27 protein-coding genes and 2 pseudogenes are annotated in these 25,419 nt (G+C 71.7%); 12 read left to right on the top strand and 17 right to left on the bottom strand.

The features are described from left to right. The first annotated feature begins 11 nt into the window (after positions 1-11). Together ABZX22_RS23680 and ABZX22_RS23675 are read left to right on the top strand one after the other, a co-directional pair. Positions 12-1,481: a M81 family metallopeptidase gene (locus ABZX22_RS23680; protein ID WP_354912695.1), complete on the top strand. Its 1,470-nt coding sequence runs from the start codon at positions 12-14 to the stop codon at positions 1,479-1,481. Positions 1,482-1,861: 380 nt separating this feature from the next. Next, on the top strand, positions 1,862-2,131 hold the full coding sequence (locus ABZX22_RS23675; protein WP_354912693.1) for a hypothetical protein: 270 nt from the start codon (positions 1,862-1,864) through the stop codon (positions 2,129-2,131). A 115-nt stretch (positions 2,132-2,246) separates the two neighbouring features. On the opposite strand, the pseudogene ABZX22_RS23670 reads toward ABZX22_RS23675, so the two are convergent. From ABZX22_RS23670 to ABZX22_RS23660, 3 genes and pseudogenes are all read right to left on the bottom strand, one after another. Further along, positions 2,247-2,387 (bottom strand): annotated as a pseudogene (locus ABZX22_RS23670) (integrase core domain-containing protein); the annotation flags it as partial. Positions 2,388-2,414: 27 nt separating this feature from the next. Continuing rightward, positions 2,415-2,567 (bottom strand): annotated as a pseudogene (locus ABZX22_RS23665) (leucine zipper domain-containing protein); the annotation flags it as partial. A 9-nt stretch (positions 2,568-2,576) separates the two neighbouring features. Further along, entirely contained in the window at positions 2,577-2,975 is a 399-nt protein-coding gene (locus ABZX22_RS23660) for a VOC family protein (RefSeq protein ID WP_354912691.1), read from the bottom strand. Between the two features lie 114 nt (positions 2,976-3,089). Here ABZX22_RS23660 and ABZX22_RS23655 point away from each other — a divergent pair, with 114 nt between their 5' ends. Beyond that, on the top strand, positions 3,090-4,058 hold the full coding sequence (locus ABZX22_RS23655) for a YafY family protein (protein WP_354912689.1): 969 nt from the start codon (positions 3,090-3,092) through the stop codon (positions 4,056-4,058). 319 nt (positions 4,059-4,377) lie between these two features. Here ABZX22_RS23655 and aztD read toward each other — a convergent pair whose 3' ends face one another. From aztD to aztB, 4 genes are all read right to left on the bottom strand, one after another. After that, positions 4,378-5,568 (bottom strand): zinc metallochaperone AztD, encoded by a 1,191-nt coding sequence (gene aztD / locus ABZX22_RS23650; protein WP_354912687.1) that lies wholly within the window; start codon positions 5,566-5,568, stop codon positions 4,378-4,380. Positions 5,569-5,576: 8 nt separating this feature from the next. After that, positions 5,577-6,485 (bottom strand): zinc ABC transporter substrate-binding protein AztC, encoded by a 909-nt coding sequence (gene aztC / locus ABZX22_RS23645; protein WP_354912685.1) that lies wholly within the window; start codon positions 6,483-6,485, stop codon positions 5,577-5,579. Continuing rightward, positions 6,482-7,621 carry a hypothetical protein gene (locus tag ABZX22_RS23640; protein ID WP_354912683.1) on the bottom strand — a complete coding sequence of 380 codons (1,140 nt, stop codon included), beginning with the start codon at positions 7,619-7,621 and terminating at the stop codon, positions 6,482-6,484. Before ABZX22_RS23640 ends, aztC begins: the two co-directional genes overlap by 4 nt. 167 nt (positions 7,622-7,788) lie before the next feature. Next, positions 7,789-8,637, bottom strand: coding sequence for a zinc ABC transporter permease AztB (aztB, locus tag ABZX22_RS23635; RefSeq protein WP_354912681.1), 849 nt, complete (start codon positions 8,635-8,637; stop codon positions 7,789-7,791). 49 nt (positions 8,638-8,686) lie between these two features. Between aztB and aztA the strand changes: the two genes are divergently transcribed. The 4 genes from aztA to ABZX22_RS23615 all read left to right on the top strand — a co-directional run bounded on the left by aztA (position 8,687) and on the right by ABZX22_RS23615 (position 11,867). Continuing rightward, complete coding sequence (gene aztA, locus ABZX22_RS23630; RefSeq protein ID WP_354912679.1) at positions 8,687-9,316, top strand: zinc ABC transporter ATP-binding protein AztA; 630 nt, start codon at positions 8,687-8,689, stop codon at positions 9,314-9,316. Positions 9,317-9,487: 171 nt separating this feature from the next. Further along, positions 9,488-10,477, top strand: coding sequence for a S66 peptidase family protein (locus ABZX22_RS23625; RefSeq protein WP_354912677.1), 990 nt, complete (start codon positions 9,488-9,490; stop codon positions 10,475-10,477). A gap of 95 nt (positions 10,478-10,572) precedes the next feature. Further along, on the top strand, positions 10,573-10,971 hold the full coding sequence (locus ABZX22_RS23620; RefSeq protein ID WP_354912675.1) for a VOC family protein: 399 nt from the start codon (positions 10,573-10,575) through the stop codon (positions 10,969-10,971). Between the two features lie 221 nt (positions 10,972-11,192). Then, positions 11,193-11,867: a methyltransferase domain-containing protein gene (locus ABZX22_RS23615; protein ID WP_354912673.1), complete on the top strand. Its 675-nt coding sequence runs from the start codon at positions 11,193-11,195 to the stop codon at positions 11,865-11,867. A 74-nt stretch (positions 11,868-11,941) separates the two neighbouring features. Here the strand turns inward: ABZX22_RS23615 and ABZX22_RS23610 are convergent, their stop codons facing one another. Both ABZX22_RS23610 and ABZX22_RS23605 read right to left on the bottom strand, forming a co-directional pair. After that, positions 11,942-13,657, bottom strand: coding sequence for a CDGSH iron-sulfur domain-containing protein (locus ABZX22_RS23610; protein WP_354912671.1), 1,716 nt, complete (start codon positions 13,655-13,657; stop codon positions 11,942-11,944). After that, positions 13,654-13,953 carry an antibiotic biosynthesis monooxygenase family protein gene (locus ABZX22_RS23605; RefSeq protein WP_354912669.1) on the bottom strand — a complete coding sequence of 100 codons (300 nt, stop codon included), beginning with the start codon at positions 13,951-13,953 and terminating at the stop codon, positions 13,654-13,656. Before ABZX22_RS23605 ends, ABZX22_RS23610 begins: the two co-directional genes overlap by 4 nt. A gap of 80 nt (positions 13,954-14,033) precedes the next feature. Between ABZX22_RS23605 and ABZX22_RS23600 the strand changes: the two genes are divergently transcribed. After that, a complete protein-coding gene (locus ABZX22_RS23600; RefSeq protein WP_354912667.1) occupies positions 14,034-14,606 on the top strand; it encodes a TetR/AcrR family transcriptional regulator in 573 nt (190 codons plus the stop codon). Positions 14,607-14,717: 111 nt separating this feature from the next. Here ABZX22_RS23600 and ABZX22_RS23595 read toward each other — a convergent pair whose 3' ends face one another. After that, on the bottom strand, positions 14,718-15,611 hold the full coding sequence (locus ABZX22_RS23595; protein ID WP_354912665.1) for a hypothetical protein: 894 nt from the start codon (positions 15,609-15,611) through the stop codon (positions 14,718-14,720). Positions 15,612-15,622: 11 nt separating this feature from the next. Further along, positions 15,623-15,856 (bottom strand): hypothetical protein, encoded by a 234-nt coding sequence (locus ABZX22_RS23590; RefSeq protein ID WP_354912663.1) that lies wholly within the window; start codon positions 15,854-15,856, stop codon positions 15,623-15,625. Positions 15,857-15,894: 38 nt separating this feature from the next. On the opposite strand from ABZX22_RS23590, the gene ABZX22_RS23585 reads away from it, so the two are divergent. The 3 genes from ABZX22_RS23585 (at position 15,895) to ABZX22_RS23575 (ending at position 17,282) form a co-directional block, all read left to right on the top strand. Beyond that, positions 15,895-16,908, top strand: a complete 1,014-nt coding sequence (locus ABZX22_RS23585; protein WP_354912661.1) for a 5'-nucleotidase C-terminal domain-containing protein — start codon at positions 15,895-15,897, stop codon at positions 16,906-16,908. 63 nt (positions 16,909-16,971) lie between these two features. Beyond that, the gene (locus ABZX22_RS23580) at positions 16,972-17,100 is read left to right on the top strand and encodes a hypothetical protein (RefSeq protein WP_354912659.1); all 129 of its coding nucleotides are present in this window, start codon (positions 16,972-16,974) and stop codon (positions 17,098-17,100) included. Between the two features lie 38 nt (positions 17,101-17,138). Then, a complete protein-coding gene (locus ABZX22_RS23575) occupies positions 17,139-17,282 on the top strand; it encodes an alpha-L-fucosidase (RefSeq protein ID WP_354912657.1) in 144 nt (47 codons plus the stop codon). Here the strand turns inward: ABZX22_RS23575 and ABZX22_RS23570 are convergent. Together ABZX22_RS23570 and ABZX22_RS23565 are read right to left on the bottom strand one after the other, a co-directional pair. After that, positions 17,269-18,282, bottom strand: coding sequence for a hypothetical protein (locus ABZX22_RS23570; RefSeq protein ID WP_354912655.1), 1,014 nt, complete (start codon positions 18,280-18,282; stop codon positions 17,269-17,271). The genes ABZX22_RS23575 and ABZX22_RS23570 overlap by 14 nt on opposite strands. Before the next feature lie 197 nt (positions 18,283-18,479). Next, entirely contained in the window at positions 18,480-18,890 is a 411-nt protein-coding gene (locus tag ABZX22_RS23565) for a pyridoxamine 5'-phosphate oxidase family protein (protein WP_354912653.1), read from the bottom strand. 488 nt (positions 18,891-19,378) lie between these two features. Here ABZX22_RS23565 and ABZX22_RS23560 point away from each other — a divergent pair, with 488 nt between their 5' ends. Continuing rightward, on the top strand, positions 19,379-20,272 hold the full coding sequence (locus ABZX22_RS23560; RefSeq protein WP_354912651.1) for a hypothetical protein: 894 nt from the start codon (positions 19,379-19,381) through the stop codon (positions 20,270-20,272). On the opposite strand, the gene ABZX22_RS23555 is transcribed toward ABZX22_RS23560, so the two are convergent. The 4 genes from ABZX22_RS23555 to ABZX22_RS23540 form a co-directional block, all read right to left on the bottom strand. Continuing rightward, positions 20,155-21,378 (bottom strand): MFS transporter, encoded by a 1,224-nt coding sequence (locus ABZX22_RS23555; RefSeq protein ID WP_354912649.1) that lies wholly within the window; start codon positions 21,376-21,378, stop codon positions 20,155-20,157. The two genes, ABZX22_RS23560 and ABZX22_RS23555, sit on opposite strands and share 118 nt — an antisense overlap. A gap of 121 nt (positions 21,379-21,499) precedes the next feature. After that, positions 21,500-22,684, bottom strand: a complete 1,185-nt coding sequence (locus ABZX22_RS23550) for a TIGR04053 family radical SAM/SPASM domain-containing protein (protein ID WP_354912647.1) — start codon at positions 22,682-22,684, stop codon at positions 21,500-21,502. After that, positions 22,681-24,096 (bottom strand): nitronate monooxygenase, encoded by a 1,416-nt coding sequence (locus tag ABZX22_RS23545; protein WP_354912645.1) that lies wholly within the window; start codon positions 24,094-24,096, stop codon positions 22,681-22,683. The genes ABZX22_RS23550 and ABZX22_RS23545 overlap by 4 nt, the downstream gene beginning before the upstream one ends. After that, the gene (locus tag ABZX22_RS23540; RefSeq protein ID WP_354912643.1) at positions 24,089-25,120 is read right to left on the bottom strand and encodes a hypothetical protein; all 1,032 of its coding nucleotides are present in this window, start codon (positions 25,118-25,120) and stop codon (positions 24,089-24,091) included. Before ABZX22_RS23540 ends, ABZX22_RS23545 begins: the two co-directional genes overlap by 8 nt. Positions 25,121-25,419 lie beyond the last annotated feature (299 nt).

Below are 25,419 nucleotides of genomic sequence, written 5' to 3'. Positions count from 1 at the left end.
AGCTTCCACCCGTGTCCCGCCCCCTCCGCATCGCCATCGGCGGCGTCCACATCGAGTCCAGCACCTTCTCGCCGCACCTGAGCACCACCGACGACTTCGAGGTCACCCGCGGCGCCGCCCTCCTGGCGCGGTACGGCTGGCTCGCGCCCACCGCCCCCTGGGCCGAGGACGTCGAATGGATCCCGCTCGTCCACGCCCGAGCCCTGCCCGGCGGCGCGGTCACCCCCGCCGCCTACGACGCGTGGGCCGCCGAGATCGTCGACGGGCTGACCCAGGCCGGCCCCGTCGACGGCGTCCTGCTCGACATCCACGGCGCGATGAGCGTCGTCGGGCGCGACGACGCCGAAGGCGCGCTCGTCGCCGCCATCCGCGCCGCGATCGGGCCCGAGCCGTACCTGTCGGCCGCCATGGACCTGCACGGCAACGTCTCCCACGACTTCTTCCACGGCTGCGACCTGCTCACCTGCTACCGCACCGCCCCCCACGTCGACGTGTGGGAGACCAGGGAGCGCGCCGCGCGCAACCTCGTCGACGCGCTGCGCAGGGGCGAGCGCCCGCACAAGGCGCTCGTCCACGTGCCGATCCTGCTGCCCGGCGAGATGACCAGCACCAGGATCGAGCCCGCCGCCGGCCTGTACGCCCGCGTCCCCGAGATCGAGGCCAGGGACGGCGTCATCGACGCGGCCGTGTGGATCGGGTTCGCCTGGGCCGACGAGCCCCGCTGCCGCGGCGCGGTCGTCGCCACCGGCACCGACGCCATCGCCACCGCCGAGGCCGCCCGCGAGCTCGGCGAGCTGTTCTGGGCGGCGCGCGACGAGTTCGCCTTCGTCGCGCCGACCGGCACCATGGACGCCTGCCTCGACGAGGCCCTGGTGGCGGTGAAGGACCAGGCCCGGCGCCCGTTCTTCATCAGCGACTCCGGCGACAACCCCGGCGCCGGCGGCGCCGACGACGTCACCTTCGCCCTCGGCCGGCTGCTGGCCCGCCCGGAGGTCGCCGACGGCTCGGTCAGGGCGGTGTTCGCCTCGCTGGTCGATCCCGACGCCGTGGCCCAGGTGGCGAGCCTGCCGATCGGCTCGCCGGTGAGCGTGCGCGTCGGCGGCCGCATCGACACCCGCGCCCCCGGACCGCTGCCGATCGACGGCGTCCTCGAAGCCGTCGCCGCCGACCCCGACGGCGGCACCTGCGTCAGCGTGCGGACCGGCGGGCTCAGCGTGTTCGTCACCTCCCGCCGCATGCAGTACCGCGAGCTGGCCTCCTACACCAGGCTCGGCGTCGACGTCGCGGAGGTGGACCTGGTCGTCGTGAAGATCGGCTACCTTGAACCCGAGTTGTACGACGCGGCCGGCGACTGGCTGCTGGCCCTCACGCCGGGCGGGGTCGACCAGGACCTGACGCGGCTGCCGTACGAGCGGCTGGCCCGTCCCGTCTTCCCGCTGGACCGCGACTTCACCGCCGACCTCAGCGTCGTCACCGGCTGACCGGTGAAGGCCTGACACCCCGACCACGCGGCCCGGCCGGCGCCTTCGCCGGCCGGGCGGCGCTGCTCGCTCGCGACCGTGAAGAGGTGACATCCCGTGGCTCCCGATTCCACGAGCCCGGCGACTCCCCGCTCGTCATCCGATCCGGACGGCCGTGGCCGCCTCGTCGTGGCAGACGTGTTACGAAAGTCGTTTGGTCCGCCTGTCGGACACGTCTACCCTCTGGCCATGATCCAGATGAGGAATGACGAGTTGCGTAGCTATCAAGTGGGACCAGTACATGCCGAGCTTCGCGCGCTCACGGTAAGTGACGACCGTGAAAGTGTGCTCGAAGGGACGCCGCACCTACACCGTCGCTTTCGTCTGATGGGCATCGAGCGATGGCGGCGACGCCGCATTTGTATGTGCACGATCTCGACAAGCTCCGAGCCGATACAGAGGGGCGGGTCGAGGAGTGGCTGCCGCGAGAGACGGTTCACGCTCGACTGACGTCATGGTGGAAGCCCGAGGACATTGCAGAGCCTGGACATACGGTGCTCTCGGTGATGTGGTTCCAAACGGCTGCGCAGGATCCCTTCGCCCGCCTGGCCGCGATCGTGCGTCCGCTGGACTGGACTTCGCTCGCCAAGTTTGTCCCCTTTGAGGACTAGGTGTGGTGTCTCAGGAGGTTGGTTCCACGATGTCCTCGAACGTCAGTTGCTGCGGGACGGTGTCGAGCGGCTCCGGCGGCTGATCGAAGACGACGCGGTAGTCGCTGCCGATGGTTCGACTGATCGGTGGCTTCCCGCCCAGGGCGGCGTGCTGCCGCTCGTGGTTGTAGTAGTTCAGAAAATTTGCGAGGGCAACGCGGCGTTCGTGCTCGGAGGTGTAGTCGCGGACATAGGCCCACTCCCGGGCCAGGGTGCGGGTCTGCCGCCGCAATGCCTCCACCAGGTCAGCGATGCCCTCGGGGGTGCGGGCGGGGCTGCTGGTGGGGCGGGAGGAGTGGTCGAGCAGGCCGTTCTCGCCGTGCGCGCGCCAGCGGGCGTACCACTTGGCCAGGCAGCGGCGCGATAGCCCGGCCTCGGCAGCCCGCGTGAGCGGCTGTGCGTGGCGTCAGCGTGCGAACTTTTCGATGGCCGCCGGGGTGACGGGGGTGAAGAAGTTGACGAGGTTGCCGTCGGGGTCACGGAACAGCAGCGACCGGTTGCCCCAGGGCATCGTGGTGGGCTCGCTGACGAAGTCGGTGACGAAGCCGGTCAGGTTCTGGTGAACGCGGTCCACGTCGTCGACGAGGAACTCGGTGATCACGCTGTGGTTGTCCGCCGGGCGGGCAGAGCCCGGGGCGAACAGAGGGACGGTGCGGGTGCCGGCGATCGCGAGGGTGGCGCCCGCGGTCTTGAGTTCGGCGAAGTCCTCGGTGGCCCACATCGCCTGCACCTCCGTGGCTCGCTCGTAGAACTCGACGAGGCGCGCTACGTCGCTGGTGATGATGCGGATCGAGACGAAGTCCATGGGGATCTCCTTGGCTGTGATGGAGGCGTGCACGTCGCAGGCTAGGAGAAATACTGGACAGAATCAGTCCTGTATTCGCGTTAGGCTGCGAACATGCCTCGACCCGCCGGCCGCGTGCTGACACTCCTGGAGCTGCTGCAGTCGGGCGGCACCCGGACGGTGGCCGAACTCGCCGACCGGCTCGGCGTCGAAGGGCGCACCGTGCGGCGGTATGTGGACCAGCTGATCGACCTGGACGTGCCCGTGGAATCGGTGCGCGGCCGCTACGGTGGGTACCGGCTCGCCCCCGGGTACCGCTTGCCTCCGCTCATGCTCAGCGACGACGAGGCGCTGGCCGTGCTGCTCGGCCTGGTCGCCGGCCGCCGAGCAGGGTTGACGACGACGCAGCACACGGCAAGCGAGACGGCATCGGCGAAGATCCGGCGGGTGCTGCCCAAGCACCTCGCCCGTCGGCTGGACACGCTCCTGGAGGCTCTCGCCTTCACGGATCAGCCCGGTGAGTTCGCCACCCCGGACGCTGGAGTCCTGCTCACCATCGCCGATGCGGTGCGCCACCGCCGACCGGTCTCGATCCGCTACACCGACCGCGAAGGACGGCGCAGCGAACGCACGCTGCACGCGTACGGGGTCGTCGCTCACGCGGGCCGGTGGTACGTCACGGGCAAGGACCCCGACATCGGCGAGGACCGAACCTTCCGGCTCGATCGCATCGCAGACGCGAGGACCCTGCCCGGCTCATTCGAGGCGCCCGTGGGTCCCGATCCGGCGCAGCGCGTGTTGTCAGGGTTCGCCACGGCTGAGTACCGGCATGAGGTGACCTTGCGGATCCACGGGACAGTTGAGCAGATCCGCGCCCACCTTCCCGCCAGCGTCGCGAGCCTGGAGGAGCACGCGCCCACGGCAGACAAGGACCGGGCGACCGAGCGCTGGCTGCGCGTCGAACTACGGGCGGAGCGGCTCGACTGGTTGCCTCCGGCACTCGCCTCACTCGACTGTCCGTTCGTCATCGAGCGCCCCGATGAACTGCGCGACCTCGTCATCGCGCTCGCCGATCGCCTCGCGTCCTACGCCCGCCAAGCCTGACGGCGAGGAACCAGCGGTAGCCGCCGTCACCGAGGGCGACGAAGTCCCACCGGCGGGCATGACCGTGGACCACGACGAATTCTTCCGCGAGCACGTGCAGTTCGCCGGAAGCCGCGGAATGGGCTGCTCGCCGACCCCGCATGCCCGGGCCGACAGGTCTCCCACAGGCACTTCCTGCACTGGTCGTACGGCGACGCGACGACCAGTGCGGGACCGGCGGTGGCCTTCTCCGGTCCACCGCATCCGCGCCGACACCCGCTACGACATCAGAAGGCGGCATCAGCGCTCGACCACCTCAGCCCGACGGAAGCAGGAGCAGTCAGCAGCCCTGCGGGTCGACGCAGCCGGCGGCCAGCTCGTTCGGGGCGTCAGGGAGCGTCACCGACCTGACGACCTTGCGCGTGGGAAGGTCGACGGCGTGCAGCCGCCTGGCCGCGGGCTCGCTCACGTAGGCGGTGCCGCCCCGCACGTGGATGGCCGGACGGGGCTGCTGCCACTCCAGCGGCTCCGTCCACGCGCCCATGACCTTGATCTTCTCCACGACCGTGCCCTTGACCGGGTCGATCACGTGCACGGCTCCGTCGGTGCCGAGCACCAGCGCCTCGCCCTCCGGGCCGCGGGCCAGCGACCTGAACGTGTAGCTGGTGCCGAGCGGCACCAGCTTCAGCGCGCCCTTCTCGGTGTCGATCAGCGAGACCTGCTCCGGCCGTTCCAGCTCGGCGTCGCGGTCCTTCTTGTAGTCGCCCAGCACGATCGGCGAGGTGTCGGAGCCAGCCTGGTTGCCGATCCTGCCGTACTCGTCCGGGCTGGGGATCTTGGTGATCTCGCCGTCCTTGTACAGCAGCACGCCGTCCTCGCAGCCGATCACCACGGCCTCGTTCTCGGCGGTGGCCTCGCCGTGCACGCCAGGGCAGTTCTCGCTGCGGGCGATCTCCTTGCGTTCGCGGTCGAGGACGAGAATGCCGAGCCGCTTCTCCTCCGTGCCGAGCGTGACCACGAGCTCGCCGTTCTCCAGCTGGATGGCGACGCCGTGGTGCGGGGCCGCCGCCTTGTACACGCTGCTCGGCGGCAGGCCGTCGCCGAGTCGCCGCGGGTCGAAGCTGATGACCTGCCCGGTCCCGTCGGAGAACAGCACGGTACGGCCCGCGTGCCGGACGACGTGGCCTGGCTTGGCGCCCGCGAACTCGTCCGGCGTCAGCTCCGCGGAGACCGCGTCGAGCACGCGGAACCCGGTGGCCGTCGAGACGAGCACGTGGCGACCGTCACCCGCCGGGTTCACACGGTTGAAGCCCGGCAACGGGATGGTCCTGGCGAGCTCGAGCGTCTGCCCGTCGAGCACGTGCAGGCCGCCGTCGAAGGTGACGACCAGCGGGTCGGCCACGGTCAGCGCCGGGCTGGGCGGCGTGGGGGTGGCCGATGCGGGCGCGGCCACCGGCGCGGCGGCCGGCCGCGCCGCGCAGGCCGACACCAGGAGGCCGGCGGTGAGCAGGGCGGGGATCGTGATTCGCATGTCTTCCTTCAGTGAGTGAGAGCGTCGGCGATGGCTGTGGCGTTGGCGCGCATCATCTGCGTGTACGTGGGGGCGCCTCCTTGGGCGTCGGTGAGGGACTCGGAGACCAGCTCGACGATCCGCACCCGCAGCCCGGCCTGCTCGGCCATGACCCGGGCCAGGCGGTCGGGTTGCGAGGAGTCGGCGAAGACCGCGGGCACACCGGCCGCGCGGACCGCGTCCGACAGCGACTTCAGGTCGGAGGCGCTGGGGGAGGCGAGCGTGGTGCCGCTGGGGATCACGGCGCCGACGACGGTGAAGCCGTAGCGCTCGGCGAAATAGCCGAAGACGTGATGGTTGGTGACCAGCTTTCGCCGCTCGGGCGGGATGGCCGCGAACCGGGCCGCCATCCAGGCGTCGAGCTCCTCCAGTTGCCTGCGGTAAGCGGCCGCGTTCGCGCGTACAGCGGAGGCGTCGACGCCCTCGACCTCCGCGATGACTCGCTCGGCGATCAGGTCGACGGCCCTGGCCATCCGGCGGGGGTCGGTCCAGAAGTGCGGGTCGAGCTGCCCGGACTGGCCGTCGGCCCGGTAACGGAGCGGGTCGACGCGCTCGCCCACGGCCAGCGACGGCACCCCGGCTTCACGCGCCGCCTGGACGTGGCGCAGCACGCCTTCCTCCAGGCCGAGACCGTTGTAGACGAGCAGCGCCGCCCGCTCGATCCGCGCGGCCTGCCGCGCCGAGACGCCGAAGGAGTGCGGGTCGGCGTCCGGCCTCATCAGCACGCTCACCGTGGCCTCGGCGCCGACGATCTGGCGGGTGACGTCGCCGAGGATGTTCGTGGTGACGACGACGCCCGAGCGCGCGCCGCCGTCGCAGCCCGTCAGGAGCACGGCGACCAGCGTCAGGAGCGTGGCGAACAGGGGAATCCTGGTCATCGGCCGGTCTCCACCATGTGCGTCGGACGGAAGTCGAGGGTGAAGGTGCGGGCGCGGCGCAGGCGGTCGTTGTAGTCGATCTCGTGCACGGCCCGCCCGGCCGGGTCGTTGACGTAGGCGCGGGTGGTGTCCACCTGGATGGACCCGCCTCCGCCGCCGCTCAGCGGCTTGGTGCTCGCGATCCGCTTGCCGGATCCCGGATCGAAGGCGTGCAGCACGCCACCGGCGTCGAGCGTCAGTACCGGCGAGCCCGCCCCTGCCGTGTTGACCGCCACCATCGGGCCGGTCTCGAGGAACTTCCACGCCTTCGCGGAGACGTCGAGCAGCCAGGTCCCCCTGGTGCCGGCCCGCGCGGCAAGCGTCGTACTGCCCGGCCGGTGACTGAACGCGGTGGCGCGCGGCGCCTTCGCCGGGTACCCGATCTTCTCAGCGGTGAAGCCGCCCTTCCCTGTGACGTTCCCGCTGATCAGCAGGGCACCGTCCGCGCAGCCGAGCACCGCCCCGCGTCGCGTCACCGCGTGCCCTCGTGGCTCGCGGCACGGCTCGGCCAGCCTGGCGACGGGCGCGCCGTCCCGGCGGCGCACCTCGACCGCGTCGCCCCGCGCGACCAGCAGCCGCTCCGCGTACGGCACCGCCAGCACAGCACCGGCCTGGCTCGTGTGCGTCACCTCGCCCTTCTCCAGGCGGGCGCGGTCGAGAACGAGCGCGCCGCCATCGGCGAAGGACAGCGCGGTGACGGCGGTGTCTCCGGCGGCGGCCGGCCGTCCGCCTCCGGAGACGGTTCCGACCAGCCGTGGCCGCGCCCGGTAGTAGTGGACGTGGTCGCCGTGGTCCACGGTCCAGGCGCCGCTGTCCACGATGTGCGTGGCCGCCGGCGTGGACAGGTAGGCGAAGCGGCCGTCCCCGGTGATCGCCCCGACGTCCCTGACGGTGCCGAGACTCTCGACCTCGCCGGTGATCAGGTCGAGGACGCGCACGCCGCCCGTTCCGCTGTCGGCCAGCACCAGCCGCGACTGCGCCTCGGCGCTCTCCTCGGCGCCTGCGACGTACCCGTGCGGCACCGCCTCGTGCGTCTCCTCGCGCACGGTGTGCTCGGCGCAACCGGCCACCGCGATCACGGCCAGCGCGACGAACACCTCCCTGCCTCCTCCACGGCCTCCTCCACGGCCCCGGCCTTCTCCACGGCCTTCTCCACGGCCTTCTCCGCGCCCGGACGCGCGGCCGCGGCCTGCCTGGAGTGCGGGCGCGCCGGATGTCGTGGACCCGGGCGTGCGGTCGGCGGACGGCGTCGCCGTCTGCCGCCTCATGCCGACCGCCCCGGACGCGGGCGCGCGGGGAGCCCCGGACGCAGGCTCGAGGTCAGCGCCGATGCGAAGAACAGGGCCACGGCCACGGCGGCGATCGTGGCGCCCGCCGCGGTGCCCAGGTGCCACGAGAGCACGAGCCCGCACACCGTGGCCAGGGCACCGATCAGCGCCGCACCCAGCATGATCACCGGGATGCGTCGCGCCCACAGTGCCATGGCCGCGGGCGGCGCGACGAGCAGGCCGAACACCAGCAGGGTCCCGACCACGTGGAAGGAGGCCACGATGGCCAGCGTCACCAGCCCGACCAGCAACGCCTGCGCCAGGCGTGGGCGCAGACCCAGCGTGGACGCCTTGCGCGGGTCGAAGGCCAGGGCGACGAAGCAGCGGTGCCCCAGCACGGCGAGCGCGACGGCGATCACCAGCGCGGCCGCGAGCAGCCGCAGGTCCTGTGCCCTGACCGCCAGGACGTCGCCGAACAGGAACGCGGTGAGGTCGACGGCGAAGGACTCGGCGTGCGAGACGATGATCACTCCCAGGGCGAGCATGCCGGCGAACAGCAGTCCGATGCTCGTGTCCTGGGACAGGCGCGGCGACCTGCTCAGCACCGTCACTCCCAGCGCCATCGCGCCCGCGCTGAGCGCGGCGCCGGCCAGCAGGTTGCCGCCGGTCAGCGAGGCGAGCGCCACGCCGGGCAGCATGCCGTGCGACATCGCGTCGCCCAGGAAGGCCATGCCGCGTAACACCACCCAGGTGCCGGCCAGCGCGCAGATCGACGAGACCAGGACTCCGGCCCACAGGGCATGACGCACGAAAGCCACCTCAAACGGATCAAGGAGGTATTCCATGGCGACACACCCTACAATGAAAACCGTTATCGATTTCAAGGAGGTTGATGTGACAGTCGCCCTGCGCGCCCTGAGCGCCGGCTACCGGCGCCGGACGGTGCTGCACGAGATCACGGCGAACCTGCCCGGCGCCGCCGTGACAGCCGTCGTCGGGCAGAACGGCTCAGGCAAGTCGACACTGCTTGCCGTACTGGCCGGAGTCGTCAAGCCTTCAGCGGGCTCGATCGAGCACGCCAGCCGCCGGATCGGCTTCGTCGTGCAGCGCAGCGCCGTCTCCGACACCCTGCCGATCACCGTGCGCGAGACCGTGGCGATGGGACGCTGGAGCCACCGTGGTCCCTGGCGGCGCCTGTCACGTCACGACTGGGCGGTCGTCGACGACTGCATGGCCAGGCTGGACGTGCTCGACCTGGCCAGGCGTCCGCTCGGCGAGCTGTCGGGCGGTCAGCGGCAGCGGGTGCTCGTCGCCCAGGGCTTGGCGCAGGAGCCCGACCTGCTCCTCCTCGACGAGCCCGAGTCGGGACTCGACGCGGCGGCCCAGCGGCGCATCGCCGGCGTCATCAGCGAGGTGGCCGCCTCCGGCATCACGGTCGTCCAGGCCACCCACGACCTCGCGGCCGCGTCCCGCGCCGACCACTGCCTCCACCTGGAAGACGGCAGGCTGCGTGAAGCCCCGTAGGACCGCCGGCGTGTACGCGCGGCGCCGGGACGAGCCATGCTCGCGCAGCCGGTGCCCGGCCCCGGGGCGGGTCTGGCCTGCGGCGTCACGGTCGGCCTCGCCTCACCTCACCTCACCGAGCCGGCCCCGGCCGACCGGACTTGATCGAGCAAGGCGGTTACGATTCCGGCAATGGACGCAATCTTCCCGCCCAAGCTGAACAGAGGCGACGTCATACGAGTGGTGGCACCGGCCAGGTCCCGCGCGATGGTGACGGAGCACGACCACACCGACATCATCGAAGCCCGCTTCGCCGATCTCGGCCTGACGCTGTCCTATGGTCGCCACGTCGACGAACGGGACGCCTTCGACTCCTCCGGCATCGCCTCTCGGGTCGCCGATCTGCACGAGGCGTTCGCGGACCCCTCGGTCGCAGCGATCATGACGGTGATCGGCGGCTACAACTGCAACGAGCTCCTGCCCTTCCTGGACTGGGAACTGATCCGCGCCAACCCGAAGATCCTGTGCGGATACTCCGACATCACAGCCCTGCAGAACGCCATCCTGGCCCGGACGGGCCTGGTCACCTACTCGGGGCCGCACTGGTCGACGTTCGGGATGCGCGATCACTTCGAGCAGACCCTGCGGTGGTTCACCGACGTGGTGTTCGGCGGCGCTCCGGTCACCCTGACCCCGGCAGCCGAGTGGAGCGACGATCTGTGGTTCCTCGACCAGGACAAGCGTGACCTGATCCCCAACGAGGGGTGGTGGCCGATCCGGTCGGGCACCGCCGAGGGAAGAATCGTCGGCGGCAACCTCTGCACCCTCAACCTGCTGCAGGGCACGCCCTCCATGCCCTCGCTCGACGGCGCGATCCTGATCGTCGAGGACGACTTCGAATCGCATCCGGCGACCTTCGCCAGGGACCTGACCTCACTCCTTCAGCTTCCCGACGCCGCCGGCATCCGGGGGCTGGCGATAGGGCGCTTCCAGAAGGCCAGCAACATGACCCGCCCGCTGCTGGAACAGATCGTCGCCGGCCAGCCGTCTCTGGAGGGCGTCCCCGTCCTCGCCAACCTCGACGTGGGTCACACCTACCCCTTGGCCACGTTCCCGATCGGGGGTACGGCCCGGCTCACCGTCGACGGCGACGAGGCCGGCCTGATCTTGCGGCATCACTGACGCGGCCACATCGGCCGGGCGCATGGTCGGCGTGGTCGCTGACGTACGGCCGGCTGGTGGAGGAATCCTCGGGGAAGGCATGGGACGATCTCCAGGTGATCGGTCACATCGGGATCAACGTGCCGGACCTTCCGACAGCGAAGGCGTACTACGACGAGATCATGCCGCTGGTGGGCTTCGAGGAGTTCTTCAGCGCCGACGACGAGTTCTCCTACAGCCCGGCCGGCGGCAAGCGCGGCACGTACCTGTTCGTCTATCGGGCTCTCGGGGACGGCGACTACTCGCGGCACCGGACCGGACTTCAGCACATCGCCTTCATGGTGAAGACGCGGTCGGCCGTGGACGCGGTGCACGCCCGCGCGGTCGGGCTCGGCGCCACGGTGCTGCACGAGCCACGGCACTTCCCCGAATACCCGCCGCCCTACTACGCGACCTTCTGGCTCGACCCCTTCGGGATCATGCTGGAAGCCGTGTGCCACCACGACCGGGACTGACCGCGGCAGGTGCCATGTCGCCCGCCGGCGCAGCGCTGCCGCTGTGTTCAGCCGCGTCAAGATCCGGACAGCTGCGCTGGTGATCGACCAGCTGGTCACCCGACCGGGCCCCACCGCACACCCCGCCTCGGCAGCGGCCGCTCGATGTAGGCCCACCAAGGCGATTCAGCGCTGGACGAAGTCGCCTCGACTCCGCCCGATCGCCGGCACAAACTCGGATCATGGCGCCCAGAGCAGCGTACGACGAGATCGCCGACTGGTACGAAGCGGAGTTCCTGGCCAGACAGCAGGATGACCCGCGGGGACTCGGCCGCGCGCTGCGCGATCTGCTCGGGCCGGGCGGCGGGGTCTGCGTCGAGGTGGGGTGCGGCACCGGTGTGCACGCCGCCGCGGTGCGCGAACTCGGCTGGACACCGGTGGGCCTCGACCTGTCCGCGGGGATGTTGCGGCACGCGAGGGCTCGGCTGCCGGTCGCGCTCGCCGACGCCGAGCGGCTGCCGATACGCGACGGCGCCGTGCCGGCGGTCATCGCCATGATGGTCCACACCGACATGCCGGGGTATCCGGCGGTGCTGCGCGAGGTCGCCAGGATCCTCCAACCCGGTGGCGTGTTCGTGCACGTCGGTGTGCACCCCTGCTTCTGCGGCGGGTTCGCCGATCGCGGCGACCCGGAGGCGGTGGTGATCCGTCCCGGCTACCTCGACGGGCACTGGACCAAGGCGTCGTGGACGGACCAGGGGGTGCGGGACAAGGTCGGTGCCACGCACCGTCCGCTGCCGGAGCTCCTGCACGCCTTCCTCGAGGCGGGCCTGACGCTCGACCGCTTCGCGGAAGGCGGCAGCCCGGCTCCGGTCATGTTCGCGATCAAGGCCCGCAACGGCGACCGCCCCGCATGACCCGTAGGGCGCGGCCCGTGCCTGCCGAATTCCGGTGGCACCTGTCCGCGAGCCTCGCCGGAAGGCGGCGCCGATCAGGGCGCATGGCCCTCGGCGATCCAGCGGGCGAACAGGTCGACGTGCTCGGCGGGCCAGGCGCCGTCGCAGGGCATGCTGCCCTTGCGGAGCCGGGCCAGGATGGCGTCGGCGTGCCGTACGACGTCTTCGTGGGACCACAGGTCGAAGACGAAGCTCATCGACCTGCGGTCCATCTCGCGGAACAGCGGCTTGATGTGGTCGGCGAAGCCGACCGGCTCGTCCGATGCGGGAAGGCGCACCTCCGTCCTTTCGGCGGGCGGGGCCAGCGCCGAGACGCGCGAACCCGGTCTGGCCTCGCACACCCACCACCATTGCGGTACCGGCATGTGCGGGGGCGGTGTCGCGCCGGGCTGCGAGTTCTCCAGCGCGATCCTGGAGCCCCATTCGATGTAGGCGGCGAACGCGGCGCGGAACTCGGGATCGGTGGGCAGCCCCGCGTCGTCGGCGGCCCGGCTGATGAGCTGCGCCCAGCGGGATCGCCACTGTTCGGTCAGCGCCTTGCCCGCGTGCTCGGCGACCATGTGGTCGTATCCGCCGTACTGCTCGGTGTAGAGCTTGGGGCCGCCGAAGGTCTCGGCGAGCCAGGCGGCGACACGCTGGGGATGGTCCGGCGACATCCGGGCGAACAGCGGCCCGAGCAGGTCGTCATGCGGCACGTACTTCTCGTAGAAGATGCGGGTCATCCGCGTCAGGGCGGGCAGCCCGCCGGCCCACTCGAACAGCGTGGGCTCCTCGGAGAGCGGCGGGTCGGCGAAACCGACGTGGTAGTGCATGCCGCTGCAGATGGGTTTGTTCCGCGAGTGGCCGCACCTGCAGAGGCTGTAGTGCTCCCTGGAGTCGTCGCCGTCGAGCGGGATGCCGCCGGTGATCCGGTACGGGCCGTCCTTGGACACCTCGATCGCGGGCTCGCGTCGCGGGACGGGAGCCGTCCCGCCGTCGATCGCCTGCCCCAGCGCGCCCGACGGGCAGGCCCGTACGGCGCGGACGATCTCGTCGGCCCTGCCGCCGCTGGGCGCCACGAACGGCTCCTCACCAACCCGGAACACGGTGGGCAGCCGGTCGGTGCAGAAGCCCGAGTGGGCGCAGATGCCGCGGTTGTCGAGCACGGTGACCTGCACGCCCTCGTAGGACTCCTGCCGGTCGGGCACCCGGGCGGGATCCTTGTCGCCCTTGAACCCGATGCGGGCGTGGCTGCCGTCGCACAGCGGCTTGACGGCGGAGGCGCCGCATCGGCACAGGGCCATCTGCGGGAACGTCTGGATGGGCTCGCCCAGCCAGTTGGTGATCTTCGTGGGATTGGTGACCAGGTACGGCCCGTCGGCCGCGACGTCGATCCGTGTCTCCAGATCGCCTTGGAGGCCGGCCAGTTCCTCGATCCTGGCCGCCATGGCCGCGGGGTCCTCCGCGAACAGGCAGGCCAGGTGCTGTAACGCGGCCGTGGCCTCGATCAGGCCCTCAGGAGCTCCTGGCCGGGCGCGCAGCTGCGTGGCGTCCTTGGCCAGTTCCCACAGCCGCTCGGCGGGCGAGCCGGTCTCGGCGACCTCCGGCTCCGTCCCGACCTCGAGCCCCGCCATGGACTCCCGGTCCGGTCCCGTCGCCGCTTCCTCGACGGCGGCGGCGAGGGGCCGGATCACCGTCTCGGCCAGCGGTTCGCCGGGCGCCAGGTCGCGGTTGAGCAGGCGCGCCCGCGCCAGCAGGGCGGCCGTGCTCATCGTGCCCCGAACAGCGCGGTGTAGTGCTTCATCTCCTCGATCTGCGAGAAGAAGGGCTTGACCGCGGTGAAGAACTCGCCGAACCGGGCGCTGCGGCGAAAGCCCTGCTCGTGCCCCTCGACCGAGTCCCATTCGATGCGGACGGTGTAGTGCTCGGGCTCCTCGACGCCGCGGGCGATCTCGTAGGCCAGGCAGTGCGGGTCGGCGTCGAGGACGCTCGACGCCGTCTTGTACGCCTGCTCGAACTCCCCGGCCCGGTCGGATGGAACGGTGTATCGGATGTACTCGATGACCACGATAGAACCTTCTTCAGTACTGTGGTGCGAGACGAACTTTCATTACATTACAGCATTGTAATGAAACTAGGGGCTGGATCATGACACGAAGGACCGGACGAGCGCGGGACTCCTCCATCGACGACCGGATCCTGGCCGTCGCCCGACGGCATCTGTCGGTGTACGGGTACGAGCGCATGTCGCTGGCCGCCGTCGCCCAGGAGGCAGGCACCACCCGTCCAGCCCTGTACCGCCGCTGGCCGGGCAAGGCCGAGCTCGCCGCCGCGGCGGTCGCGAGCATGGCCGAGGAGGAGGAAACGAGCCCGCCGCGGGATCCCTACACCGCCCTGGTGGCCGAACTCGCCGACTTCGAGCGCGGGGTCTCCAGGCCAGGCCGGCTCTCGCTCGTCGGCAGCATGCTCCAGGACACGACGCAGCCCGAGGTCCTGGCCCGCTACAGGGCCCGCGTGGTGGCCCCGCGACGCCGCCGCCTCCTGGCCATCCTCCAGGCCGCCAAGGACGGCGGCCTCATCGACGCGGACGCCGACCTGGAGGTCGCCGTCACCATGTGCACGGGAAGCTGGTACGGCCGCGCACTGGCCGAGTCCACCCCGCCGCCGCGCTGGCCGGAACGTACCGCGGCCCTGGTCTGGCGCGCCCTCGGCGGCCGGTGACGACCGGCTCTCCCGAGGGCGCGTGTCACCCCAGGCTCGTCTCCCGGTCCTCGGGTCGCGCCCGACCGGCGGCCGCCGGGCGGGTGGCCGCGGTCCCCTCGGTCCCCTCGGTCAGCGGAGGTTGAACGCGCGGAGGGTGGTCTGCCTGACGCGGTTGCCCGCCGCGTCCCACGCCTCCACCTTCAGGCTCACCGCGCCCTTGGTGGCGCGGTAGGCCGGGTACCTCGCGCCGGCGGTGTAGACGCCATCCCGGCTCCGCTTGAGGTCGGCGGGCTGCCAGGTGGCGCCGTCGTCGGTGCTGGTCCACAGCCGCACGCCCGAGATCGCCGGCATCGTCGCCGCCGACGGCCCGTGGTAGGCCTCCAGCTCGAACGTGTGCCTGCGCCCGGCCGCGACGGTGTTCGCGGCGGACAGGCTGTCACCGAGGTCGTAGCTGACGTAGACCGCCGGGGTGGTGCGGCACTGCTCGACCAGCCCGTCCACGAACCAGGCGTAGCAGTTGGAGCCCGGCCTCAGCTGCTCCTTGGCCGGCGGGGCGGTGAACGTCCACTCGATGTCCTGCAGGTCGTTCTTGGCCGTCAGCCGGTAGACGCCCTGCTCCTTGGGCAGAGGGTAGCGCGGCAGCGTGTCGAACCCCGGCAGGGGGGCGTTCGGGATCTCCTTGCCGTCGCGGTACAGGTGCAGGTCGTACCGGGGCGCCAGGTCGCCGAACGCGACGCCGTCGTCGCGCCGTTCCCCGACCCCGCTGACCATGGACGGCGTCACCCACAGGTTGCCGTCGTGCATGCAGATCGCGCACGGCACCCCGATGACGAGCTGCTGGAGCGGGGCCGCGTCCGGGTCGCCGCCGAGCGCGTACAGCTTGTCGGAGGCCGTCGAGGCGCCCGGCGTGCTCGGGGTGGCGAACCACTGCTGGCGGGTGCTGCCCGGCTGGTCGAAGACGTCGGCGCGGTATCGGGTCTCCTGGACCTCCGCGCCGGGTTCGGACGTGACGAGAGCGGACATGCCCGCCTCGCTCACGATCTTGGGGTCGTGGCCGTCGAGATGGCGAAGTCGGCGCCGTGGAACTGCCGCCCGTCGGAGTCGGTGAAGCAGCTGTCGACCCCGATCTCGCCGAAGCACTCGCCCTCGCCCATGTGGTCGCGCAGGAACTCCAGGGACCGGTCCAGCTCGTGGTTCCCGACTGTGGTGAACTCCACCTTGATCTTGTTCAGGAACTCGATCGTGGGCTCGTCGGCGTGGTAGGACACCTCGGTCGGCCAGCCGCGTCAAGGCCATCGTCGCCAACGTGCACGAGGGAGGCAAGGCCGGAGACGACTACAACGGCTGCGCCGACCAGAAGAGCGGGCCGATCTGGGACTTCGCCGCCAACGCCTCGCCCGACATCGACGTCATCGTCACGGGCCACTGGCACTGGTACTTCACCTGCTCGCTACCCGACCCGGCGGGTAACCCCCGCCCTGTCGTCGAGGCCGCCAACCACGGCCGCCTCATCAACGAGATCAACTTGAAGCTCGACCACCGTACCCGCGACGTCATCAGGTCCGAGACCACCGCGGTCAACCACCCCGTGACCCGCGACGTCACCCCCGACCCCGCCATGGTGAAGCTGGTCGACCACTGGAACGCCAAGCAGAAGGAGACCTACGCCAAGCCGTACGGGACCATCACCGGCGACCTCACCAGGACCCGCGACGCGACGGGGCAGAGCACGCTCGGCAACACCGTGGCCGACGTGGCCTACCTCGACTCGCAGCGAACCGAGGGCGGCCAGGCCGACCTGGCCATGGTGGCCGCCGCCCCGACCAAGGGCTCCAACTCCCTGCGCGGCGACCTGAGGTTCGCCAAGGGCACCAACCCCGCCGACAGCGACGGTCAGGTGCTCATGGGCGAGTCGTGGGCGGCGTGGGGTTACGCCAACCCGGTGCTCACGGTCTCGGTCAAGGGCTCGCAGATCGAGCAGGCCCTGGAGCAGCAGTGGCAGACGCAGGCCAACGGCACCGTGAAGTTCGCGCCGCTGGCCGTGTCCAAGAACGTCCGCTTCTCCTACTCCGCGAACCGGCCCGTCGGGGACCGGGTCAACCCCGCCGACGTGATCGTGAACGGGCAGCCGCTCGACACCGGCAGGACCTACCGGCTCGCCGCGCTGGCCTACACGCTGCTCGGCGCCGACGGCTACACCGCCTTCGCCGGGTACACCGACGCCGTGCGCGGCAACCGCGACTACGAGGCCATGCGGGCCTACCTGCGGCAGGGGCCGGTGGCCCCGCCCGCCCTGGACCGGGCGGTGCCGCTGATGTAGGACTCCGGGCGCGGGGGACCCGCGTCCCCCGCACCCGCGCGGGCTCGCCCGGACGGTATCGCGATGGTCCGTGACCTGCAGCCGACCGTGCTGATCGACAATCGGCTGGAGACCGACGGCGGCGGCCCCGGCTCCATCGTGACCGGTTCGCCGACCGACTACAGCGGCGACTTCGCCTCCCGGAGCAGCTGATACCGGTCGACGGCATCCGTGCCGAGGACGGCAGCCCCGTGCCCTGGGAAGCCTGCGTCACGATCGACGACAACTGGGGCTGCACCGCGGGCGACGACCTGTGGAAGCGCCCGGAACAGCTGATCACCAAGCTGGTCGAGTGCGTGGCCGAGGGCGGCAACCTGCTGCTCATTCGGTCGTAGAGCGGAGTGCCACCGCGGCGGCGCAGCAGGCGAACGTGAGCACAGCGACCACGGCGAGCAGGCCCCCGGTCGCGCGCACCTCGCCGGCGCCGGCGAGGTCGCCGGCCACACGGACCGCCACGGAGGCGTGCAGCAACGCCAGCGGCGCGTACAGCACCGGGTGGTACGGCAGGCGGACCCGCAGCACGGCGGGCAGGATCACCGGCGCGTGCCCGAACAGCATCGACATGACGAAGCCCAGGAACAGCGCGTGCAGTGCCGCGTCGTACAGGAAAGAGCCGGCTGCCAGGCCCGTAACCGTCCACAGCGCTCCGGCGACCGCCAGCCAGCCGTACCCGGTCAGCAGGCACACGGCCGCGTAGCGGGACAGCCCTCGGGCGCGCACGGTGCGCCGGGCGACGTCGTGCCAGGCCAGCCAGACGGCCACCGCCAGCAGGCCGGCCCCGGTGATCCGCGCGCCCGCGGCGGGCTGCCAGATCGAACCGGCGGCGCCGACGCCGAGCAGCGCGGCCGCGCCGGTCAGGACGCGGGCCGCGCCGGGCCGCAGCGCGCCCACGTGGGTCAGCTCCAGTCGCTCCCCGGCGATGGTCAGGACGTGGAAGGCGGCGAACCAGACGACCAGCTCCGGTACCGGGCGGCCGGCCAGCCACAGCAGCCCGCCAACGTACCAGGCCAGCGCACCGCCCAGCTGCAGGAGCGTTTCACGACTGAGACGTCGTCCCAACAGAGCCAGGTAGACCCCTGCCAGCCACCCCGCGCCGGCGGTCAGCGCCACCCTCCCCGGCAGCTCAGCGCCGCCCACCAGGCAGAACGCACCCAGCGCCGACAGGCCGGGGGCAAGGTATCCCCAAGACCGGCGCAGTGCCACCGCGCGCTCCAAGCTGATCAGCGTGCCCAGGAAGCCCAACGCCATCAGCGGCCCGTGCTCGCGGGCCAGCGCCTCGGGTACGGGGACTTCGGGCAGCAGGAGCGCGAGTCCACCGTAGAGGCCGGCGAGCACAGAGACAACGGCACCGGCCAGCATCGGAAGCCGACCCGCGGCCGGACGGGCGCGGAGCCGCGCGGCGCTCGGTTGGGGGAGCGGGCGGCGGTCCGGGGAGGATGCCGTCGTCGGTTGTTCGGACACGGTCGTTCTCTTCGCTCTGACGGGCCGCAGGCCGTCCAACGCCCGGGCAACTGCTTGCCCGATCTGGACGGTCAGGTGGACTGCCGGATACGTCGGCCGGTGGCCTCCACCGTGGTGACGAGGATGAAGTGGTCGCGGCTGCGCGCCCACGGCGTCAGCGGCAGGCTTTCCAGCCGGGCGATCTGCGCCGGATCGTCGGCGACACGCGCCGGCCCCACAACGGTGACCGACCAGCCGGTCCGCTCCTTGGAGTCGAAGTCGTCGACCTCGAAGGCCACGACCGCACGGCGGGTGGCGGCGGCCAGCTTGGAACCGGCCGCCGCGCGGATGACGATGTCCTCCCCGTCCAGGCAGAAGTTGACCGGCTGCACAGCAGGCAGGGCACGGTCGGTGAAGACAATCCGCCCGATCGGGCGTGAGGGCAGCAGGCGCATGCACTCCTCGTGGGAAAGCACCTGCAGGCCGGCCGAGTCGAGTTCCATACCGCCAGCCTGCCAGCGCCCCTATGCGCGAGTTAGGGACGAAAGTCCCGTGACAGCCGCCGATCGCCCTCGGTCGCGGAGACCGCGGACCGTCCCCACGCGGAATGGCAGGCGCGTGCCGAACGCCCTGAAAGATCGGGTCCAAAGTCCCGCCGCGAAGGGGACCTGTGGCGGTGACGGCGGGCCTGGCTTCGGATCTACTGTTTCGGTCATGTCCGATGAGCGCCACCTGATCCGCTGCCGGCTCGGCACGCGGCCGGTGGAGCCCATGACGGGCATGCATCCTGACGGGCGGCGAGTCGCACGTGTGAAATCCCATCCTCCGGACCCGCCGCCCGTCCACCTCGCTGTCACGGGTCACCGGTTTCGCGACCCCCATGACCGGCTTGCACGTCCGACGCGTCTTCGACGAGCGGTGTCCCGCGGCCTGATCCGCTCGTAGCGGCCCCCTGCGGCACTCGTCACCGACGACGAACGGACCTCACCTCATGCTCGAAGACCTCCACGCGGCCATACGCCGCGACCCCGCTCTGTACGGCCACCACAAGCTGGAGGGCATCCTCGCGGGCGTTTCCGCAAGCGCGGCCCTGCATGCCGCGTCCGCCGTCGCCGCCTGCCCGGAGAACGAGGGCCGGCTCGTCGTCGTGGTCGTCCTGCCCGCCACCGGCCTGCTGGTACGGGCGATGCGGGACGAGCACGTCACCCTGTGGGCACTGGCGGACGAGCTGGCCTCGGCGACCACCTCCGGCGAGATCGTGAGCACGTCATCGGCGCTGAACGCCCTGTTCCAGTCACACCTGCACAAGGAGAACGACGTCCTGCTGCCCGCCCTCGCCGACCATGGCGTCGACCTGGCGGCCCTGCTCGGCGACGCCCACGAGATCCTCGGCGAACCGGCCGCCGGCTCCTGCTGCGGATGCGGCGGCACGGAGGACGTGGCGGACGTACCCGTCGCCGAACTCGACGTCCGCCGGCTGATCCCGGCCCGGCGCCACGAGCAGATCTTCGCCGCGTACGTTGTGGCGTTCGGCCACCTGAATGTCCGCCACCAGCGAGGTCACCGCCATAGCCGTGCCCGCGGGGATGACGCGCATGGTCATGCCCGCCGCTCGGTGCCCGGCCACCGTGCACCAGCCGTTCACGGCCTCGCCCAGCGGCTCGAGATTCAGCGTGGCGCTCTCGCCGGAGGCCGGCATCGGAGAGCCGTCCGTCCCCGTGCACTGCGCGCCGTCAGCCGCCGCGCGGCCACTGGCGAACCAGCGGTTCAGCGGGTGCCAACCTGCTCGGCCGTGCGACGGGCAGCCGCTGAGCGGACCACGATCACCGTCAGGGCCAGGGTGAGCGCGGCGGTGATCGCCAGGAGGGCCAGGCCGAGGCCGTAGGAGCCGAGCTGTCCGTAGATGAAGCCCATCACCAGCGGCGGCACGAACCCGCCGAGGCCGCCGGCGGCGCCGACCAGGCCGGTGACCGTGCCGACCTTGTCGGGGGGTGCGACTTGGGCGACGAGGGCGAAGGTGGCGCCGCTGCCCGCGCCGAGCGCCGCAGCCATGGTCAGGAACGCGATCGTGCCGATCGGCATGAGGCTGGGCGTGAGCGCCTGCACCCCCGCCATGACGGCGATGAGGACGAACACGCCGGTCAGCACAGGGATGGGGCCGACGCGGTCGGACAGCCAGCCGCCGAGGGGACGGGCCAGGACGGCCAGGACGACGAACCCGGCCATGCGGTTGGCGGCGTCGGCGAGCTCGAGGCCGTAGCCGGTTTGCAGGTAGGCGGGCAGGTAGACGGAGAAGGCGACGTAGCCGCCGAACGCGACCGCGTACAGCACTCCCGCCTGCCACGTGATCGCCAGCTTCAGGGTCGCGGCCATGCGCGTCGCGAGCGGCTGGGTGGCGACCGTGCGGCCGGGGGCGTCCCGCAGGACCAGCCACGCGACGATGGCGTAGGCGGCCAGGACGACGGCGGTGATCAGGAACGGGGTGGCGGCGCCGCCGGTCCGCACCAGGGTGACGGTGGTCAGCGCGCTGATCGCGGTGCCGCCCATCCCGGCGCCGAAGACCCCGACCGCCAGCCCGCGCCGGTGCGGCGGGAACCAGGCGTTGACGAACGGCACTCCGACAGCGAACACGGTGCCCCCGATGCCGAGGAAGAACCCACCGATCAGCAGCGCGGCCAGTGAGGTCTGCCCGAACAGCCCGATGAACAGCACGGGGACGATGGTGGCGGCGGAGATCAGCGGGAACATCACCCGCCCGCCGAAGCGGTCGGTGAGCGCGCCAACGGGGATGCGGCCCAGCGAGCCGACGATCACCGGTACGGCGACCAGCAGCGCCTGCTGCCCGGACGACAGGCCGAGCAGCTCTTTGAAACGGGGGCCCAGCGGGCTGAGCAGGGCCCAGGCCCAGAAGTTCACCGCGAACCCCAGGGTCGCCAGGGCGAGCATCAACGCGGGCCTGCGGCCACGGGTGGCGGCCGGTGCGTTTGTCATGTCTTCCTCACGTGATCGTGGATTCATGGGTGGGCGCGGCTGCGTGCCGTAGATGTCCCGGTCTCATCTCAGAGGTCCTGTCCATGGCGGGGTATGGACCAAGGTCCCCACCTCGGGGGACCTAGGACGCGTAGAGGTGCCGGGCGAGGTCGCTCTGGTAGGGGAAGCTGCCTGGCTCGTAGCCGCACCAGGGCTCCTCGGCGAGCACGTCGCCGGTGCAGGCGTACGCGCGGGACCGGGAGCCGCCGCAGATGGTCCGGAACTCGCATGCCCCGCATCGCCCGCCGAGCCGGTCGGCGTCGCGTAGGGCGGCGAACAGGGGCGCGGACCGGTAGATGTCGGTCAGCGGCCGATCGCGTACGTTGCCCGCGCCCAGCGGCAGGAATCCCGACGGGTGCACGGTGCCGGTGTGGGAGACGAACACGAAGCCGCGCCCGGCGTTCACGTCGATGGGCGGGCGGCGCACCCGGCTCTGGCCGATCAGCCCGGCGCGCTGCGCCCGCCGGTGCAGGTCCTGGTAGAGCGGTCCCAACGTCTGGGCGTGGTCGGCGCCGTGCTCGGCCAGGATCAGCCGTTGCACGGCCACGCGCCGGAAGTGGTGGGCCTCGGTGGTTTTGACCGGGATGGTGGTGCCGAGGTCGTACAGGAAGTGCAGCACGTCCTCTGCCTCGTGAGGGCTCAGCGCGGACAGGGCGCGGCCCCGGCCGGTGGGCACCAGGAAGAACACACTCCACAGCAGCGCGCCCTGGTCGCGTACCAGGCGGGCGATGTCGGGCAGCCGCACGAGGTTGCGGCGCGTGACCGTCGTGTTGATCTGCACCTTGAGCCCGGCCTCGCGGGCGGCCTGCCAGGCGGCCATGGTGCGGGCGAACACGCCGTCGTAGCCGCGGAAGGCGTCGTGTCCGGCGGCCGTGGAGCCGTCAAGGCTCAGCGAGATCGCCGCGGTGCCCGCCTCGCGCAGCCGGGCGAGGTTGCCGGGGGTGAGGGCCGGGGTGGCCGAGGGCGACACGGCGGGTGAGAGGCCGAGCTCGCGGGCCCGCCGTACCAGCTGGAACAGGTCGGGTCGCTCGAACGGGTCACCACCGGTGATCACGAACAGCGGCGCGGGCCGGCCGAAGGCGGCCACCTGCCGCATCAGCTCGGTGGCCTCGTCGGTGGTCAGCTCCTCCGGATGCCGGTCGGGCACGGCCTCGGCGCGGCAGTGCAAGCACGCCAGCAGGCATGCACGCGTGGCCTCCCAGATCACGATGAACGGGCGGTCCGCGGCATCCCGCCGGACCTGCCGCAGCGGCGGGCGCAGACTCATATGCGGGCTCCCAGCAGGATGTGGGCCACGACGTCGGCGGCCGAGTGGTCGTCGGGCAGGCCGTCGAGGAAGGCGGCGTGCTGGCCGAGTGTGAGCAGAGGCGGCTCGTCGTAGCCGTCGGCGCGGTGCTGGCCGAGGCCGATGGCGGCCAGCAGGCCGTTACACAGGCAGCGCCGCCCTTCGGCCTCCTCGGCCGGGCGGCCCTTGCGCACGTAGGTGTCCACCGGCTCGGCCGGGCAGCGGTAGCCGATCGCGCCGTTCGGCTTCGCGTACGGTGTGCGCAGGTAGCCCAGGTCGCACAGCCGCGGCCGCGCCTGATACACCTCCTGCTCTGACAGCGTCTCTGCGACGTCGGCGACCTTGAACGGGAACCCGGTGGGCGAGGCGCGCGGGTCGTTGCGCACCTGGAGTGCGCCGCTCGCGGCCTGCTCGCGTAGGCGTCTGCGCAGGCCCTCGTCAAGCCCGGACTCCCGGCACAGCGCGAACGCCGACCCCACCTGGATGCCCTGCGCGCCCGCCGCCCAGGCCCGCTCGAGCCCGCCGGGCGTGCCGTACCCGCCGGCCAGCCAGAACGGCAGGCCGAGCGCGGCCACCTTGCCCAGGTCGGCCTCGTCGCGTGGCCCATACATCGGCTCTCCGGCTGCATCGAGCGTCATCCGGCCGCGGGGTGGTGCGCTGTGCCCGCCCGCCACTGGTGTCTCGATCACGAACCCGTCCGGCCGGGTGAGCGGTGAGCGGGCCAGGTACGCGGACAGCACGTGTGACGACACGATCGCCAGCAACCGGGGCCGGACGAGCGGCGTGAGACGGTGGCCGAGCAACTGCACCGGGTCGATCCCGATCGTGTGTCCGTCACCGCCCGCCACGGCGACCGAGACCTGGGCGGGGCGGTGCTCGGACAGGTCATCGAGCAGGCGCGGGATCTCCGCAGGGATGCCGGCGCCCATCAGCACGTAGTCGGCCCCGGCCAGGACCGCACCGTAGGCGGCGGCCGGGGTGGCGAGCTGGATCTTCTCCAGGTAGTTGACCCCGACAGGGCCGTCGTGGCCCTCCTTGGCCAGGAAGACCTCGGCGAAGTTGGCGACCACGGCCAACTCGTCGCGGGCGCGGCTGTGCCGCAGCCCGAGCCGGGGCACAGGCCGGTACGGCACGTCCGGCCCGGTGCCACCGGGTACGAAGTAGCGGCCGAGCACGCGCTCGGCCACCTCGTGCACCGGGAAGCAGGCCAGCGCGCGACGCAGGTGACCGCCAGGGTCGCCGCGCTGCAGCCGTCGGGCCAGGGTGACGTCCAGCGCCGTGCCCGACACCACACCGAGCTGCCCGGTCTCGGCGACCGCCCGGGCCAGCCGCCAGCCGGACACTCCCACCCCCATCCCGCCCTGGATCAACACGGGCCTCGGCGGCTCATACACGCGGGACCTCCACCGGGTCGAGCACTTCGAACACGGAACGGCGCGGCACGCGCGGGACTGGTGCGCCGTACCCGAACCTGGCCAGCATCTGCACGTGACCCATCGGCCCGGACTGGTCGGCGCGGTGCTGCGCCGGGCGCAGGTCGAGCGGCTGGCTGAACATCGACGCCGACACGCCGTGCGCGGTCGCGGCGAGGAGCACCCGCTGCAGCGCCTGCCCGGCACGCAGCCAGTCGAGCGGCCCGTCACCCCTGGTGAAAAGGGCCGCGATCTGTGGGTCCGTCTCGAAGTCGGCGCTCGGCCGCGCGCACTCCAGGCCGAAGTCCCGCATGGGCAACTCCCTGTTTCGCGGGCGAGGGCCGAAGGCATGCTCGGGCACGCCATCGAAACGCCGGCACGGATCCGTCCAGCAGGCCAGCTCGGCGCGGTAGGACTCTTCGGCGGCCAGCGTGTCGTCGGCCGTGCCGATCATGTCGAGCACACGCCGCGCCGTCCGCCCCTTGACCAGGACCAGTGTGGCGCTCTCGGCGTGCGCGGCGTGGACCAGGTCGACGAAGACCTCCCTGGGCAGTCGGCGGCCGTCGAACGGGAAGCGGTTGGTACGCCGGTACGGGATCATGTCGTACATCAGCCGCTCGTTCCGGTCGGGTGGGTCGCCCAGGACCGCGTGCACGGTGGCCAGCAGGTCGGGACGGGCGGCCGGGTCGGGCAGCGCCGTGACGTGGGCGTCGTGCCCGGTCATCCGGATCGCCAGCCGCAGGTTGAACAGTGCGGCCCCACAGCTGATGCCGACTCCGCGCCCCATCGGGTCGGTGACGGCCAGCAGCCGGTCGAGGTCGGCGTACAGCTCCATGGTGGCGTCGTCGACACGGTGGAAGCGCCACGGCTGGGTGTTGTGCACCGACGGCGCCGCGGCGGCGGCCTTCACCGTTCTGCTCACGCCGCCGGGCGTCGCGAACGGAAGCTCCCGGGCGGCGAGCGATCCGGTGTCAGGGGATACCGGGATCGCGCCGATATCGGTCATCGGGACATCCCCGGCACAGGGGTAACAGCGGACATGGGATCAACATCTCGCGCCTCGCCGTGGTCACGGCAGGGACCAAAGTCCCTTGGATCACCTCCGATGGACTGTTTCCCGACCGGAACCCCGCACGGTCCCTTGGGGCGCCTGATGAGCCGTCGACGGACGGGCGCCTGGTGCGAGCCGCATGGGGATCTCGGCCGCTGCGGCGCTCCCTCCTGCCCAGGCCGACGCCGCGTCCGTGACCGCGAGCGTGACGCCGCATGTCGGCGTCACGCTCGGAGATCGGGGGTGCCACCGAA

The organism is Nonomuraea sp. NPDC003804 (assembly GCF_040610675.1).
Lineage (GTDB): Bacteria > Actinomycetota > Actinomycetes > Streptosporangiales > Streptosporangiaceae > Nonomuraea.
The sequence above is the reverse complement of the archived record's forward strand: the minus strand, read 5'-3'. Positions and strand labels throughout refer to the sequence as shown.